This is a genomic window from Allocellulophaga tsushimaensis, assembly GCF_055383085.1.
This window is the reverse complement of sequence record NZ_AP039451.1, coordinates 2,675,787-2,692,402: the sequence shown is the minus strand read 5'-3', so window position 1 is coordinate 2,692,402 and position 16,616 is coordinate 2,675,787. Positions and strand designations below refer to the sequence as shown.

13 protein-coding genes are annotated in these 16,616 nt (G+C 29.5%); 5 read left to right on the top strand and 8 right to left on the bottom strand.

Translation table 11 applies throughout. From position 1 onward, the window contains the following. Position 1: 1 nt before the first annotated feature. The 5 genes from ACZ451_RS11605 to htpG form a co-directional block, all read right to left on the bottom strand. Positions 2 to 637: an MOSC domain-containing protein gene (locus ACZ451_RS11605; protein WP_464212573.1), complete on the bottom strand. Its 636-nt coding sequence runs from the start codon at positions 635 to 637 to the stop codon at positions 2 to 4. A 177-nt stretch (positions 638 to 814) separates the two neighbouring features. Continuing rightward, positions 815 to 1,222, bottom strand: coding sequence for a hypothetical protein (locus tag ACZ451_RS11600; RefSeq protein WP_464212571.1), 408 nt, complete (start codon positions 1,220 to 1,222; stop codon positions 815 to 817). A gap of 251 nt (positions 1,223 to 1,473) precedes the next feature. Continuing rightward, entirely contained in the window at positions 1,474 to 2,604 is a 1,131-nt protein-coding gene (locus ACZ451_RS11595) for a helix-turn-helix domain-containing protein (protein WP_464212569.1), read from the bottom strand. Positions 2,605 to 2,625: 21 nt separating this feature from the next. Next, a complete protein-coding gene (locus ACZ451_RS11590) occupies positions 2,626 to 3,738 on the bottom strand; it encodes a helix-turn-helix domain-containing protein (protein WP_464212567.1) in 1,113 nt (370 codons plus the stop codon). 139 nt (positions 3,739 to 3,877) lie between these two features. Continuing rightward, complete coding sequence (gene htpG / locus ACZ451_RS11585) at positions 3,878 to 5,770, bottom strand: molecular chaperone HtpG (protein ID WP_464212565.1); 1,893 nt, start codon at positions 5,768 to 5,770, stop codon at positions 3,878 to 3,880. Positions 5,771 to 6,293: 523 nt separating this feature from the next. Between htpG and ACZ451_RS11580 the strand changes: the two genes are divergently transcribed. The 3 genes from ACZ451_RS11580 (at position 6,294) to ACZ451_RS11570 (ending at position 9,419) form a co-directional block, all read left to right on the top strand. Then, complete coding sequence (locus ACZ451_RS11580) at positions 6,294 to 6,953, top strand: TetR family transcriptional regulator C-terminal domain-containing protein (RefSeq protein ID WP_464212563.1); 660 nt, start codon at positions 6,294 to 6,296, stop codon at positions 6,951 to 6,953. Between the two features lie 36 nt (positions 6,954 to 6,989). After that, positions 6,990 to 8,306: an ABC1 kinase family protein gene (locus tag ACZ451_RS11575; protein WP_464212561.1), complete on the top strand. Its 1,317-nt coding sequence runs from the start codon at positions 6,990 to 6,992 to the stop codon at positions 8,304 to 8,306. A gap of 102 nt (positions 8,307 to 8,408) precedes the next feature. Further along, positions 8,409 to 9,419: a 3-oxoacyl-ACP synthase III family protein gene (locus ACZ451_RS11570; RefSeq protein ID WP_464212559.1), complete on the top strand. Its 1,011-nt coding sequence runs from the start codon at positions 8,409 to 8,411 to the stop codon at positions 9,417 to 9,419. 564 nt (positions 9,420 to 9,983) lie between these two features. Here the strand turns inward: ACZ451_RS11570 and ACZ451_RS11565 are convergent. Next, on the bottom strand, positions 9,984 to 11,522 hold the full coding sequence (locus tag ACZ451_RS11565) for a sodium:solute symporter (RefSeq protein ID WP_464212557.1): 1,539 nt from the start codon (positions 11,520 to 11,522) through the stop codon (positions 9,984 to 9,986). A 322-nt stretch (positions 11,523 to 11,844) separates the two neighbouring features. On the opposite strand from ACZ451_RS11565, the gene recR reads away from it, so the two are divergent. Both recR and ACZ451_RS11555 read left to right on the top strand, forming a co-directional pair. Next, complete coding sequence (gene recR, locus ACZ451_RS11560) at positions 11,845 to 12,465, top strand: recombination mediator RecR (RefSeq protein ID WP_464212555.1); 621 nt, start codon at positions 11,845 to 11,847, stop codon at positions 12,463 to 12,465. 87 nt (positions 12,466 to 12,552) lie between these two features. Further along, the gene (locus ACZ451_RS11555; RefSeq protein WP_464212553.1) at positions 12,553 to 13,914 is read left to right on the top strand and encodes a dihydrolipoamide acetyltransferase family protein; all 1,362 of its coding nucleotides are present in this window, start codon (positions 12,553 to 12,555) and stop codon (positions 13,912 to 13,914) included. A 115-nt stretch (positions 13,915 to 14,029) separates the two neighbouring features. On the opposite strand, the gene ACZ451_RS11550 is transcribed toward ACZ451_RS11555, so the two are convergent. Both ACZ451_RS11550 and ACZ451_RS11545 read right to left on the bottom strand, forming a co-directional pair. Then, complete coding sequence (locus ACZ451_RS11550) at positions 14,030 to 15,193, bottom strand: hypothetical protein (protein WP_464212551.1); 1,164 nt, start codon at positions 15,191 to 15,193, stop codon at positions 14,030 to 14,032. A 272-nt stretch (positions 15,194 to 15,465) separates the two neighbouring features. Next, positions 15,466 to 16,491, bottom strand: a complete 1,026-nt coding sequence (locus ACZ451_RS11545) for an OmpA family protein (protein ID WP_464212549.1) — start codon at positions 16,489 to 16,491, stop codon at positions 15,466 to 15,468. Between the last annotated feature and the right edge of the window lie 125 nt (positions 16,492 to 16,616).

Sequence of the window (16,616 nt, the reverse complement as noted above, 5' to 3'; positions counted from 1 at the left end):
TTTAATGAAGTAATTTTCTTAATCTTTCTCTTTTATAGTCTGGTATTGCAGGGTTATTAATTGCTAGATGTATTAATGTAGTTTCTGTAGTTTTATTGAGAACTAACTTGTAAAATTGTTGAACTGTAAGCGAGTTTTCAGATTGCTTTACAAGTTGCAAAGTATCACCTACTTTTACATCGCCTTCTTCTAAAATACGTACATAGGTACCTGGAGCTTCTCTTTCTACAAATTGTTTTATAATTTTAGAATCATTAAATCGGATCCCTAGTTTATAACAAGGCTCTCGAGGTTGAGATACTTCAACTAAGGCTGTCCCTATTTTATATATATCCCCTATTCTAATGGCAGCATCGTCTAAATCTTCTACAGTTAAATTTTCACCAAACATCCCCCAGTTCCATTCTAGCCTGGGGTATAATTTTTGCCAATAGGGGTACTGATCTGCTGAAAACAAATAGCACGCTTTATGTATCCCTGCATGATGTTTTCGGTCTATAACAGTGTCATGTAAAACATCAGTTTTACCAAGGTGAATTGGGCTATCTGTAGGATATTTATATATTCCCGTTTGCTCTTTTTTACCATTCCAAAAAATTGTAGTAGATTTTGCAATATTAGTAGCAATAACTTTCATTTTTTAAAGATATAAAAATGCTTTAATTTAAAGGATATAAAAGGCATTTAATGAAAGTGTTTAAAAAAATAGGTAGTGGTAACTTATTATGATGTATCATAAAATTACGGGGGGATGTATTTTTATGATCATTAAAGACCACTACCTTAATTTTGATAGGTTAAGAACTGGTATATTTTAATACTGCTTTATTTTTTTATCACTAACATTAGTTAAATATTCTATGATATTAAGAGAGATAATACTTACTCCAATATTTTCTATATCAAAAACATAATTTGTATTTCTTAACTTATAATGTTTAGAATCGCCTTTTTTTATTTTTATTAATTTTATGGAGCCATCAGATGATCTTGATAGTAGTAAGCCTTCTGTCTGGGTCGAAAAAAAACAATCATTATTTACACTCCTAAAAGGAAGCCTTTCGTAGGGTAATAACTTTACTTGCCAAATACGTATATCATCATCTTCGTGTAATACTAATTGTCCTATTTTTTTACTTATTTTATCTGTCTTTAATTCTTTCAAATTTTTTGGATCCCAAGTATCAAAATTTCCTTTTTTTACTAATTCTACAGTTTTCATTTATAGTAACTTTAGGGAGATAGTTAAATATTAAAATCGTTTCAGAATGCGAAGTTCTATATAAAAATGAGTGTGATATCATAAATTGCTTACAAAGCTGTAGTCAATTCAGAATACAGAACTAATTTTGAATCAAGGACGAGTTTTACTCCCTATTTCAGGAATCAGAACTATCGTTTTTCAGGAATTAGGATACGTACCACAACATTTTCTGAGGTAGTATCATGATTTGTTTAAGCAATATTAATTTGTTATGAAACAGTTTTTTTTAGATAAGCGGTTGGTGTAGCTCCCGTTTCTTTTTTAAAGGCTGCATAAAAAGCACTTTTACTTTGAAAACCAACTTGATTCCCTATACCCTCTATGCTTAGCTTATTATCATCTGAGTTTTTTAAAAAAAATGTGGCTTTTTTTATTCTAAAACTATTAATATAATTATTAAAATTTTGTTTTTTAACGTTGTTGATTGTAGTAGAAATTTTACGAGGGTGTATTTCTAAATTTGCAGCTAAATCAAAAACACTTAAATCTTTTTTTAAATAGCATTCTGTATTGGTAATATAATTATCAATTTTTTGCATTAAATGGACAGTATCTTTGTCTATATCATTAGTATTTTTACTAACATCCATATCACTATTTACTACATCATAAAAATTTGAGGTTTTAGATTTTATTGAAAGGATATTCCGTTGTATAAGGCTATGATAGGATAACCAATATATTATAATTAAATCAAAACAAACAAAATAAATTTTTACTGATGGGTTTTTAATAGGCGCAAAATAAAATATGGCATATAGTGCTGAACCAAAAATAGATACGTAAATAAATTTTTTTACCCATTGTAATTCTACAGTTTCTATCTCAGAAAAGTAGTTTTTTATGGCATTGAGGTGCGTTTTTAATAGTTTCAAATTAAAAAATGCTATCATATATCCTAATGCTAAACCAACTATATAAAATACTTTAAGCCAAATGGATTCCTCAATAATTAACTTTTTTTCATAGGGTTGAAAAAAGATATATAATTGAACTAAGTATGATATGATTCCTGGATATAAAATCCAAATTTTTTGTTTTTCATTTTTAAAGATCGTCAGTTTTTCAGTGTACAATAAAAAAACTGGATAAAGAATCCACAGTGAGTTTAAAGGTAGCGCATATAGTTCTGGATAAAAATCAAAAAAATTAATTTCCCTAAGAATTCTTGGAATTTTTTGTAGAGAGTATAGTACTAGAAAAATGCCTAAGAATAGCGTTGTTTTAATTTTTCTTTTGTGAAAAAATATTAAAATAAAGCCAAATACAAGGCCTTGAAAAGAACCTATCATATCTAATAAAGATAGTATGGAATATTTTAGACTTATTTCATTAAGCATTTAAATTAACTTTTGTAAAACTTAATTTAGAATTGTTTTAATGTATTTAGAAGGGCTTGTACCATAGGTTTTTTTAAAAGCATTATAAAAAGCACTCTTACTATGAAAACCAACTAAACTTCCTATACCCTCTATACTTAAATTAGCGTTTTCTTTTTTGTTTAATAACACCTCAGCTTTATTGATTCTTAATCTATTTATATAGGTATTAAAATTTTGTTTTTTTACTTCATTTATTGTTTTTGATAATTTCCTTGAATGTATTCCTAATCCCTTCTCTAAATCAATAATTGTTAATTCGCTATTGGTAAAACATTCAGAGTTTAACATATAATCATCTATCTTTTTCATGAGTGTTTTTAGTGCTATTTTTTCATCAACAGGTTTTTCTTTACTTATCTTTTTAATACTTTTTTTAGGCTTTTTATGCTTTGGGAAAATTAAATTTATATTGCGTTGTACAATACCATGATAAGAAGCCCAATAAATAGCTAAAAAATTTAATGAGACATAAGCAATTTTAGCAATAAAATTATTTTGTAAACTATAAAATAAAATATACGAAATAATACCACCTACTATGGCGAAAATTATATAAATTCTAGCCCACAAAAGTGTTTTGTATTCTAATTGCGAAAAATAGTTTTTTATTTTTAGGTTATGCGTTTTTAATAATTTTAAATTATAAATACCTACTGCATAACCATACACCATACCAATACCAAAAAATAACTTTGCCCAATTACTTTCTATAATTGCAAATTTAGTTTTATAAGGTAAAAAAAATATAATTGTTTGCAATGTAAAGGAAATGATACCTGGATAAAGTAACCAGTATTTAATTTTAGATTTTGAGATAGAATATATTTGCTGCGTGTAGATATAAAATGCAGAAAAAATAATCCAGTTTATGTTTAGAGGTAATCCATAAAGTTCTGGTGGTACCTCAAAAAAATCTAATCGATAAAAAATAATGCGTAAAACCCCTAATGCGTAAATAAGTAGAAATATTCCTAAAAAGAAAGTGTTCTTATTTTTTTCCTTATCATTTAATAAAAAAACAATACCTAGAACCATGCCTTGTAAAAACGTGGCAGATGATAATAATGAGAAAAAATTTATGTTTATGTCCAAAACATATTTGTTTGATCTATAATCTAATCATTTTTAATGATAAAAATAATTAATTATTAAATCATAATTAAAAAACTCCATTTCTATTGATTAGAAATGGAGTTTTAAAAATAAGTACAATTAAGATATATAAGTGCATTTACTTAACCATCTCATAACTTCTTTTGATAAAGTTAGTTAACTCTTCTCCTTTTAATAAACCTTTAGATAAACGTGCTAAATCTAATGACTGATTAATTAATCGTTCTTTTTTCTTAGCTGTTTTTGTATTTAGAATTTCAGTTACTAATTCATGATTTGTATTCACAATTAGGTTGTACATTTCTGGCATATTACCCATTCCAAACATACCACCACCTCCGCCAGTCTGTTGCATTTCTTTCATACGGCGCATAAATTCTGGCTCCGTAATCATAAAAGGAGATGCAGCACTATCCATAGCTTCTAATTGTACGGTATAAGCACTTTTTTCTCCAAATACCTTTTCTAGATCACCTTTAAGTTTTTCTTTTTCTTCGTCAGATAGTTTAGAAATCTGTGTATCTTCTTTTTTAATAAGATTATCTAAGTGATCTGCATCTACACGAGCAAAAGAAATATTCTCTTTAGAAGTTTCTAATTTTTGCATTAGATGACCAATAATTGGAGAATCCATCAATAAAACCTCATAACCTTTAGCTTTTGCAGCCTCTATATAACTATGTTGTGCTTCTTTATCAGAGGCATACAACACTACTAATTTGTTGTCTTTGTCTGTTTGATTTGCTTTAAGTTTTTCTTGAAGCTCCTCAAAAGTATAATAGGCGCCATCTACAGTTGGGTATAGTGCAAATTTATCAGCCTTATCAAAGAATTTATCTTCTGAAAGCATTCCATACTCAATCACTATTTTAATATCATTCCATTTTGCTTCAAATTCTTCTCTATTTCCTTTAAATAATGAAGCTAACTTATCTGCAACTTTTCTTGTAATGTAAGATGATATTTTTTTAACAGCCCCATCGGCTTGTAAATAAGAACGAGATACATTTAATGGAATATCAGGAGAATCTACAACACCTCTAAGCATCATTAAAAACTCAGGAACAATGCCTTCTACATTATCTGTTACAAAAACCTGATTTTGGTATAACTGTATTCTGTCTTTTTGAATATTTAAATCGTTCGTTAACTTAGGGAAGTATAAAATACCAGTTAAGTTAAACGGGTAGTCTACATTTAAATGGATATTAAATAAAGGTTCTTCAAATTGCATTGGATACAATTCCCTATAAAAACCTTTATAATCTTCTTCTTTTAACTCAGCAGGTTGTTTTGTCCAAGCAGGAGAAGGGTTATTAATAAAATTATCTACTTCTTTGGTAGGGGCAGGATCTTCTTCTTTAGCACCTTCAGGTTTAGGAAGCGTTTCTGTTTTAGTACCAAACTTAATTGGTACTGGCATAAACTTATTGTATTTAGTAAGTAACTCACTTATCTTACTATCTTCTAAAAATTCGGTAGAATCTTCAGCAACATGAAGAATTATTTCAGTACCTCTTTCTTTTTTATCAGATTCTTCTAGAGAAAAATTTGGAGAACCATCACAAGTCCAATGCACAGCTGCATCTTCTTTGTGACTTTTTGTAATAATTTCTACTTTTTCTGCTACCATAAATGCAGAATAGAAACCGAGACCAAAATGACCAATAATTCCAGAATCTTTGGCAGAGTCCTTATATTTATCTAAAAACTCTTCAGCACCAGAAAAAGCAACTTCATTAATGTATTTCTTTACTTCATCTTCAGTCATTCCAAGACCTTGATCAATAATGTGAATTTTTTTTCCTTCCTTATCAACTTTTACCTCAATAATAGGATTACCATACTCAGAACTAGATTCTCCAATAGATGTAAGATGCTTTAACTTAAGCGTGGCATCTGTAGCATTAGAAATTAATTCTCTTAAAAATATTTCATGATCACTGTAAAGAAATTTCTTTATCAATGGAAATATATTATCAACGGACACATTAATTTTACCTGTTGCCATAATAAATTTTTAATTTTTATTTCCTTATTTAGGATTTTTAGAAATGTTTGTTATTGTTAAAGTTACAATTAGTCAAAAAAAATACCATTATAATAATACGTGACAAACTGACATCTATATTACAATTACTACACATTTTAATTTCTATAGGTGACATTTTTTAAACTGAATATTAAATTTATGAATAGTTAACTGCCTATTTTTTAAAGTAAATAATTATTTAACAAAAATTTATTGTTTAATATATTAGTATTTTAGTTAAACATTATTTATATTTGCGTATGGATTGTTCTGGATAATTGCTGTGAAAGTTTTTTCTCAATCCATGTATATATATTTATTAGGTTGTATATAAAACGTGTTTCTAGGTATAGTAACACGTTTTTTATGAATTAAATTCAATAAATATCATACTACATCGCTAAAAATTATTTGAAGTTATACAAACAATTTCTGTCTTAAGAAATAACTGTATTACTATAACACAAATACTATATTATAAGTAGCGCTTAAAAACAACGATATGGCAGTAAAAAAACAAATTAAAAAGACTACGGAAGAAGCTATCATTTCTATGTACATGGATCATGTTCTTGAGCATGAAATTGTTCCAAAATCTATTTATAAATTTTGTAAACAAAACAAAATTAAAGAAGAAGAATTTTATAGTTATTTTGGCTCTATTGAGAATTTACAAAAAGCTATTTGGGAAAAATTCTATAGCAATACTATTGGAGTCATTAATAAAAATAAAGAGTTTACATCTTTCTCTAATAAAGATAAAATGCTAACTTTTTTCTTTACCATGTTCGAGCTTTTAACGATGAATAGAAGTTACGTACTTTTTGCAATGCACCAAGATGCTGATTTGTTTAAAAACATGAAGCAATTAAAAGGACTTAGAAAACACATTAAAACATTCGCTAGCGAATTGGTAGATGTAGCTAATACTGATAAAAACTTTAAAATAACTCAAAAAAATCCAAAAATATATGCTGAAGGTGCATGGATTCAATTTTTATTTTTATTAAAATTTTGGGCTGCTGACGATTCTGCTAATTTTGAAAAAACAGATGTAGCAATAGAAAAATCAGTTCATACTATTTTTGATGTATTTGATAACACTCCACTAGAAAGTGTTATAGATTTTGGCAAATTTCTATTTAAAGAAAAATTTGCCTAAAGATTTTCACTAGTATCATAATCCTTTTATTTTTTAATGAAAACGATAGACAAAATACCAACCGGTAAAATAGAAAGAGCAAGCAAACTTGTAAAAACAGGTGTTAAAATAGGAGGCAATTATATAAAATACTATAGTAAAAAGCTTGTAAACCCTGAGCTCAGCAAAGAAGAACTTAATGAAGACAATGCTGGTGATATTTATGATGGCTTAAAAAGTTTAAAAGGTAGTGCTTTAAAAGTAGCACAAATGCTAAGCATGGAAAAAAACCTTTTACCCAGTGCCTATGTAGAAAAATTCTCTTTATCACAATTTTCTGTTCCTCCACTTTCAGCTCCTTTAGTCCGTAAAACATTTAAAAAGTATTTAGATAAATATCCTGAAGAAATTTTTGACACCTTTACAAAAGATTCTATTAATGCCGCTAGTATTGGGCAAGTACATAAAGCTACAAAAGATGGTAAGCAACTTGCAGTAAAAATTCAGTATCCAGGAGTTGCAGAGAGTATAAAGAGCGATTTGGCAATTGTGAAACCAATAGCCATTAGAATGTTTAATTTACAGGGAAAAGATTCTGACAAATATTTTAAAGAAGTAGAACATAAACTGGTAGAAGAAACCAATTATTCTTTGGAAATAAAGCAAAGTCAAGAAATAACAGAAGCTTGTGCAATTATTCCAAATATGGAATTCCCAAAATATTATCCAGAATTATCTAGTGAGCGCATTATAACAATGGATTGGATGACTGGGCAGCATCTAAGTGAATTTGCTAAAACAACATTTACAACAAAAACAGGAAATAAATTGGGCCAAGCGCTATGGGATTTTTATATGTTTCAAATACATGGTTTAAGAAAAGTACATGCCGATCCGCATCCTGGAAATTTTTTAATCAGCGACAGACAAACTTTAATTGCCATAGATTTTGGTTGTATTAAAGTAGTTCCAGACGAATTTTATAATCCGTATTTTGAATTAGCTAAAAAAGAAGTAATTGAAAATAATGATTTGTTTACAGCTAAATTATACGAATTAGAAATTATAACGCCAACAGATTCAACTGAAGAATTGGTGTTCTTTAAAGCATTATTTAAAGAGATGCTTACCTTATTTACTTCGCCATTTAATGAAGAGTATTTTGATTTTGGAGATGCTATATTTTGGGCAAAAATCGCAGATTTAAGCCAACGTTACGCTCAAGACAATCAGATAAAAAAAATGAATGGAAATAGAGGCTCTAAACATTTTTTATATATGAATAGAACATTTTTTGGACTCTTTAACCTTCTACATGATTTAAAAGCTGTTGTAGAAGTAAATAGCTTTAGATCTTATCTAAAACAATCATAAAAGTTAAACTATTCTAAGCTTGTATAATTTTGTTTATCTTAGTTTTTTACAAGCCTACTTTAGTAAAAGTTAATACATATTCTTAATTAGCAAAATAAAACGATGTACAATTCAAAAATAATAGGATTAGGGTATTATGTACCCGAAAATGTGGTAACCAATGACGACTTATCTAAAGTAATGGATACTAATGATAGTTGGATACAAGAACGTACTGGTATAAAAGAAAGAAGACATGTAATTAATGGTGATGGTGATACTACAACTTCTATGGGGGTTAAAGCAGCAAAAGTTGCTATTGAACGTGCGGGGATAAGTAAAGACGACATCGACTTCATAGTTTTTGCAACATTAAGTCCAGATTATTATTTTCCTGGACCAGGCGTTTTAGTACAAAGAGATTTAGGAATAAAAACCGTTGGTGCCTTGGATGTAAGAAACCAATGTTCTGGATTTGTTTATGGTATTTCTGTTGCAGATCAATATATTAAAAGTGGAATGTATAAAAATGTTTTAGTTATTGGATCTGAATTACATTCTAGAGGTTTAGACATGACGACTAGAGGAAGAGGTGTTTCTGTAATTTTTGGAGATGGTGCTGGTGCTGCCATATTAAGCAGAGAAGAAGACACTACAAAAGGTATTTTATCTACACATTTACACTCAGAAGGGCAGCATGCAGAAGAATTATCTTTAATAGCTCCTGGAATGGGAAAACGCTGGGTAACAGATATTATAGAAGAAGCAGACGAAAATGACGAATCTTACTACCCATACATGAACGGACAGTTTGTATTTAAAAATGCAGTAGTTCGTTTTAGTGAAGTTATTATGGAAGGTTTAGGGGCAAATAACCTACAACCAACAGATATTGATATGTTAGTACCTCATCAAGCCAACTTAAGAATTTCGCAGTTCATTCAGAAAAAATTTAAGCTTTCGGATGATCAAGTATTTAATAATATTATGAAATACGGTAATACAACTGCCGCATCTATCCCAATAGCATTAACAGAAGCATGGGAACAAGGTAAAGTTAAAGATGGAGACTTATTGGTTTTAGCAGCTTTTGGTAGTGGATTTACCTGGGGTAGTGCAATTATAAAATGGTAGTAACTCATAACAAAAAAACAAAGCTCCAATTTACATTGGAGCTTTTATCATTGATAATGTGTACTAAACACTAACCATTAACTATAAAAATACAGCACTAACAATGACTTATATTTTTAAAATGTGAATTGCACTTTTAATCTTAAATAAAGTGAGTTTATTATAAGACGTAATATTAATCATATCGTTACACATCTAAATACATTTTAACAAAATTTACTGATAAAAATAATTATAATGTTAGAGCATTCCGTATAAAAAATCAGATAAAATTAATAAATATAAATTAGTATCATTTTTCTTATTTGTTTATTACGAAAAAACATTATAATTAGAGGTAATTTCTTTTAATTATGCTATAAAATTTAAATCTACGCTAATCATAATTAAAGATTGTACAAACAGTTTTTTTATAGAGTTGCCTTTCTTGTTAGCAATGCTCTTATTTATTTAAATGAAAATCAAGTAATCTCTATCCAAGGAATTTTTAAAAATTATAGGCTTTAAAACCAAAAAAGACATTTGCAATTTTAAAAAAGATACACTTCTAAGCACAAAAAACAACTATTTTCTTTTTCTAATAAAGAATAAGCCTATAAAAGTAATGAACCCATTAATTGGTAATAATTCATAACTAAAGTTATAATAGTTTTTTGCAGCATACTCTTGCGCACATGTCCATAAATTCTCAGAATTAGTACAATCGTATAAGCTTAAGCCATAGTTATAAGCAAATAGAGCTGGAGCATTAGCTATTAAAACGGTGCTAAGTATGCCAAATAACGCTACAGCCCAAGCATATTTATCGATAATTTTATATTTTGTTAAGATACCAAAAGCAAATAAACCTAATAATGGCCCATAGGTGTATGAAGCTACGGTTAAGAGTCCATCAATTACACTTTTATCTAGCACATATTTAAAGATAATTATAACGATAATGAGCAATACACTCATTCCAACATGAGTTATTTTACGAATACTTTTTTGCGCTGTTACAGATTTCTTTTCTATGCTTAAAAAATCTACACAAAAGCTAGTAGTTAAAGAGGTTAAGGCACTATCTGCACTACTATAAGCCGCTGCAATAAGCCCTAGCATAAAAGTTATTGCAACTGTTATTCCAAGCCCCGTATTTAAGGCTATCTCAGGAAAAAGAAGATCAGATTTAGGTGTGCCATCCATTAGTGGAATAGCAATACCAAATTTATCGGCATAAATAAACAATAATGCCCCTAAAAGAAGAAAGATAAAATTAACAATAACGATAATTATTCCAAAAGAGACTACGTTTTTTTGAGCATCCTTTAAACTTTTACAGGTAAGGTTTTTTTGCATCATATCTTGGTCTAAACCAGTCATACAAATAGTTATAAAAATACCTCCTACGAAATATTTAAAAAAATGATTTTTCGCAAAGAAATCGTCAGTAAAAATAGTTTTACTATAGTTTGCTAATTCAGTAGAACTTAAAAACTCGGAAAAACTCCAATCCAATTTATCATTAATAAAATAAATAGAAAGCCCTACGGAGATTAGCATAAATAAGGTTTGTAAGGTATCTGTCCAAACAATTGTTTTAATGCCCCCTTTAAAAGTATATATCCAAATTAACAGAATAGAAATGATAACAGTAGCTTCAAAAGGAATACCCATTTCATCAAAAACAAATTGTTGCAAAACAATTGCAACCAAAAACAATCGGAATGAGGCACCTAAAACTCTAGATATAAAAAAAAAGAAAGCTCCTGTTTTATAACTTACCCTCCCAAAACGTTCTTTTAAATACTCATAAATAGAGGTTACATTTAATTTGTAGTAAATAGGGAGTAATATATAAGCAATAATAAAATAGCCAAAAATATACCCAAAAACAACCTGCATATAACCAAACTTGGCAGCATTTACTGCTCCTGGAACAGAGATAAATGTAACACCAGATAAAGAGGCACCTATCATTCCAAAAGCAACAACGTACCAAGGTGACGATTTTCCTGCTTTAAAAAAATCTTCATTAGAATCATTTTTACCTGTGAAATATGAGATTAATAGGAGAACAGCAAAATAAATTGCGATCAATAGGAGGATAGAAGTAGCCGTCATAAAAAAAAATTACAGATGCAAAGTACAAAAACTAAGAACTAGTTAAATATACTTTATTTTTTGTGTGAATAAAACTTTAAAAGAGATCTGTTTTTAAAAGAAATAATAGTGAATGTTCTGCATTTGGAAGTTTTAATAGTTCAAAAATGTCAGTTCGAGTGCTTTTGAAGTATGAAAAAGTGTATCGAGAACTGTTTTAGGACTAAAATTCTGATTCTCGATACAATTTTTCTTCATTCCATTCTTAAAAATCACTCGAATTGACAAAATTTTGTTCTAAATGCACAACAGGTTAATAGTATAAAATTGTAATTTTACAACTATGGAATTTTCTTCTAAACTTTTAGAAAACGCTGTTTATGAAATATCACAATTACCTGGTATAGGTAAGCGTACAGCACTGCGTTTAGCATTACACCTTTTAAAGCAACCAGAAGAGCAAACCAACAGATTATCTAAATCTTTAGATAGTTTACGAGGGCAAATTAAATTTTGTACCAACTGCCATAATATTTCTGATGTAGCTTTATGTGAAATATGTTCAAATTCTAAAAGAGATAAATCTTTGGTATGCGTAGTAGAAGATATAAGAGATGTAATGGCTATAGAAAATACTGGGCAGTACCGTGGTTTGTATCATGTATTAGGAGGTAAAATATCTCCAATGGAATGTATTGGTCCTCAAGACTTAACGATAGCTCCTTTAGTAACTAAAGTAAAAGACGGAGACATCAAAGAACTCATTTTTGCATTGAGTTCTACTATGGAAGGAGATACTACTAATTTTTATATTTTTAAGCAAATAGAAGGCTATGAAATAAAAACATCTACTATAGCCAGAGGAATTGCCGTTGGTGATGAGTTAGAATATGCAGATGAGGTTACCTTAGGCAGGAGTATTTTAAATAGAATTCCATTTGAGAATTCAATTAAAGCTTCTTAGAAAATATTTAAAGTAAACCTAACTAAACGATGTTTTTTTTATTATTTTCGCAAAAAAGTATTCTAATAAAGCAAGTTGATTGATAATATGTCAAAATTTGAATTGAAATTACCACAGATGGGAGAAAGTGTTGCAGAAGCAACATTAACTACATGGTTAAAAGAGGTTGGAGATACCATAGAAATGGATGAGGCTGTTTTTGAAATTGCAACAGACAAAGTAGATTCTGAAGTTCCTAGTGAGGTAGATGGTGTTTTAATTGAAAAGTTTTTTAAAGTAGACGATATTATTGCTGTAGGTCAGGTCGTTGCTATTATTGAAACTAATAGTGATAGTATTGGCATTACAGAAGAAGCAGTAGCACCGATACCTACTGAAGCTGCTGAAGTAATTGAAAAAGAAATAGCTGTAGTACAAGAAAAGGTTACAGCACCCAAAGCTACAGCTACACAAGATTATGGTAACACTAGCAAGTTTTATTCGCCCTTAGTAAAAAATATCGCAAAAAAAGAAGGCATTTCAGTTGCTCAATTAGATACTATTGTGGGTACAGGTAAAGATGGTAGAGTTACAAAAAATGATATTTTAGATTTTGTAAAGAACGGACAAGCTACAACCAATGAAACTGCAACTCAAGAAATTATAAAAGAAGAAGCAGCTATTGAAGTTAAAGCTCCAATGCCAACTACTCCAAAAGCAGCTGATCCTAAAAAAGAAACTCCAAAAGTAGTTATTGCAGATGGTGATGAGGCTATGCCAATGAGTAGAATGGGTAAGCTTATAGCACAGCATATGGTAAATAGTGTTTCTACATCGGCTCACGTACAGAGTTTTATTGAAGTAGATGTAACTAATATTGTAAATTGGAGAAATAAGCATAAAGTGAATTTTGAAAAAAGAGAAGGTGAAAAATTAACCTTTACCCCTATCTTTATGGAAGCAGTAGCAAAAGCATTAAAAAAATTCCCGCTTATAAATATTTCTGTAGAAGGTGATGCCATTATTAAAAAGAAAAATATAAATATTGGTATGGCTGCTGCTTTACCTGATGGCAATTTAATAGTTCCTGTTATAAAAAACGCAGATCAATTAAATTTGGTAGGTATGGCTAAGGCCGTTAATGATTTAGCAAGCAGATCTAGAAACAATCAATTAAAACCAGATGAAATAAAAGGTGGCACGTATACCGTAACCAATGTAGGAACATTTGGTAGTGTTTTTGGCACCCCAATCATCAATCAGCCGCAAGTAGGTATTTTAGCCTTAGGTGCTATCCGTAAACTACCTTCTGTAATAGAAACTGCTGAGGGGGATTTTATTGGTATTCGAAGCAAGATGTTCTTATCGCACAGTTATGACCACAGAGTTGTTAATGGTGCTTTAGGTGGTATGTTTGTAAAAGCTGTAGCAGATTATCTAGAAGCTTGGGATGTACATAGAGAAATTTAGTGATACAACACATCAAAAAATTAAAAATGTCTCAAAAGTATTGAGACATTTTTTATATAAACAAAAGGGTTTTTATATAACTGAACCCTAATTTATTATCATCTTACGACTAAAATTACTGAGAGCAGGCTCCGTTCATAATATCTTCAACTGTTGGGTTATATAAGCAGTTACCAAATAAAACAAGTCCTCCTACCCCATTATTTAAAAATAAATCTTGTATGGCACACCAATTAGAAAGCATACCGTTATTATAAATTTCGATATCACCACCAATACTATTTATACCATTTAGCCCTTCTAAGTTTGTAATTGGGTTTTCGGCTAGTACCAAATCTCCCGCTACAGAAGTAATATTATGCAAACCATTTAAAGTAGTTAACTTGGCATTTCCTTGAATAGTTAATCTAGATACAATAGCGGTTAAATTATTTAAAGCCCCCAAATCATTTAATTCAGAATTAGCAACAATAGCTATATTACCAGCAACTATAGTTAAATTATGCAAGCCAAATAAATTAGTAAGCCTGTCATTATTTTCAATTTTTAATAATCCAGGCAGTGATGTAATACTATCTAGACCATCTAAATTGGTTAGCATATCATTATCCGAAATAAGGATATCATCATTGATGGTAATTAGATTGCGTAGAGCCGTTAGATTGATTAAAGCATCATTATTAGAGATTCTTAAATCATCTACACGAGTAATGTTATGCAAACCTTCTAAAGATGTTAATGAAGGAACTTCAACGATCCTTAGACCTTTCCCTATGGATCTTAACGTTGCTATTTCATTAAAATTTGTAATAGATGGTATTCTAAAAAAAGTAATACTTCCTGAAACCCTTCCATACTGTTCTGCCACAAAAACATCATATTCTTCTTTTGTTCTGATGGTAAGGCTAGCATCATAGGTTTTATCTAACAATTCTATAAGTAAAGGTGATGTACTATTATACGATTCTATAGCTTCTTTAGAAAACGTTTGTGTGTATGTTTCTACTGCAACTTTAGCTACTGTAATAGTATACGAATCGTATTGTGGTGATAATGGTATGGTATTAATCCCTGTAGAAATATTTTGATTAACAATTTCTGTTCCATCAGCAGTAATTATAATGGTTGCATCAGTGTTTTCCCATGTATCAGTATCATAGTTGTATAATGTTGTAGATAAATTTAATGATATGTCTGGTAAAATAGGGGTTTCCATTGCTTTTTCGCATGAAAAGAAAATAGTACACAAAAAAAGCAATAAGACTGTAGGTTGTCTCATAAGATTGAGTTTAGTTGAGTTTTTGCTCAAATTAAGTTTATAGTAAATTATAGAAAGTGGCTATAATTTAAAGATTTAGGTGTTACTATAACGTAATTATTGTGTAATTAGTATGTATTTAGAATTCAGAGGTCTTCTCCTATAAAGAATGTTATATTGTATTAGGCAATTTATAAGGGCTTGTTATAATCTTATTGAGAAAAAGTTTTTTTAAAAAATATAATGATAATTGCATTTATAATCTTAACGAATATGATTATTAGCAGCAAAAATTAATCCTGATCTACAAAATCGGTAAGTACAAATTCTACTCTTCTATTTTTTTTGTGAGCGGCTTCATCGGCTTTTTTAACTTGGGGTTTTGTTTCTCCATGCCCACTTGTTTTTATTCTATGATTAGGCAAGCCAAGTTTTACCAAATAATCTGCAATAGCTTTTGCTCTTTTATCCGATAAGGATTGGTTGTATAAACTATCACCTTTGCTATCCGTATGCCCTTGAATTGAAATCTGAACGTTTTCTTTGTCTTTTAAATATTCATAAACTTCAGAAAGTTCTTTAGTGCTATTGGTTTTAGGGCGGTATTCATCAAAATCAAAAAAAACTTTTTTGAAGACATAAGTTTCATTTTTTCTAAAATTTTTCCCTTTTTCCACCAAACTAATCATATCTATATAATAGTATGAGCCTCTTGATTTTACCTTAGGATTATGATGCATTTTAGTTCTTCTTGTTTTTGCATTATCAATAAAATTACCCAGCATTATGTAATTTTCATATCCATTTGCTATGATCTCCGTAGTAACCTCCATCCATTTTGTGGTATCAGAATAAAAGTTATCACTTTCTATATTTTCTACATGAAATTGATAGCCTTTCAATTTAGACATTTGATATTTGGTAAAAGCAGTTTTTAATTTTGTTTCTACTCGTTTATCTGAAAATACTACACCAAAGTCTTTAACTGCAATATCTGCGTTTTCTGCAAGACTTACATAAAAAGTTAAGGTGTAAATTTTATCTTTTTCTAAAGTTTGTTTTAAATTTACTTGTAAATATTCTCTATAATTCCCTGGAGCATACATGTAAAAACCTGCATAGGATTGCCCAAACTTTACAGACTGTATGCCATTAAAATTTTCTGGAATCCCCATAGCTTCGCTACATAGGCTAAAGTAATCTGTACTACCTGCTGTTGGTTTAGTCCAATCTGCAACATCCTCAGAAAAACTACCTAAATGCTGAGGGCATTTTTTATATGCTTCAAAACTGGGATTTTCAATTAAATTTTGCCCCATAAAAGCCTGCGTGAAAAAAAGACACGCAAGAAAAGAAAAAAATGTTATTGTATTAGAGCCCCACATCCTACAAATATAACTACTTAAATTATAATACTTTACAATACTAACCCGATTGCTAAATT

Excerpts from the sequence above, each read along its gene's own strand:
- ACZ451_RS11605 (WP_464212573.1), bottom strand. The coding sequence starts at position 637 with ATGAAAGTTATTGCTACTAATATTGCAAAATCTACTACAATTTTTTGG.
- ACZ451_RS11600 (WP_464212571.1), bottom strand. The coding sequence starts at position 1,222 with ATGAAAACTGTAGAATTAGTAAAAAAAGGAAATTTTGATACTTGGGAT.
- ACZ451_RS11595 (WP_464212569.1), bottom strand. The coding sequence starts at position 2,604 with ATGCTTAATGAAATAAGTCTAAAATATTCCATACTATCTTTATTAGAT.
- htpG (WP_464212565.1), bottom strand. The coding sequence starts at position 5,770 with ATGGCAACAGGTAAAATTAATGTGTCCGTTGATAATATATTTCCATTG.
- ACZ451_RS11580 (WP_464212563.1), top strand. The coding sequence starts at position 6,294 with ATGGCAGTAAAAAAACAAATTAAAAAGACTACGGAAGAAGCTATCATT.
- ACZ451_RS11575 (WP_464212561.1), top strand. The coding sequence starts at position 6,990 with ATGAAAACGATAGACAAAATACCAACCGGTAAAATAGAAAGAGCAAGC.
- ACZ451_RS11570 (WP_464212559.1), top strand. The coding sequence starts at position 8,409 with ATGTACAATTCAAAAATAATAGGATTAGGGTATTATGTACCCGAAAAT.
- ACZ451_RS11565 (WP_464212557.1), bottom strand. The coding sequence starts at position 11,522 with ATGACGGCTACTTCTATCCTCCTATTGATCGCAATTTATTTTGCTGTT.
- recR (WP_464212555.1), top strand. The coding sequence starts at position 11,845 with ATGGAATTTTCTTCTAAACTTTTAGAAAACGCTGTTTATGAAATATCA.
- ACZ451_RS11555 (WP_464212553.1), top strand. The coding sequence starts at position 12,553 with ATGTCAAAATTTGAATTGAAATTACCACAGATGGGAGAAAGTGTTGCA.
- ACZ451_RS11550 (WP_464212551.1), bottom strand. The coding sequence starts at position 15,193 with ATGAGACAACCTACAGTCTTATTGCTTTTTTTGTGTACTATTTTCTTT.
- ACZ451_RS11545 (WP_464212549.1), bottom strand. The coding sequence starts at position 16,491 with ATGGGGCAAAATTTAATTGAAAATCCCAGTTTTGAAGCATATAAAAAA.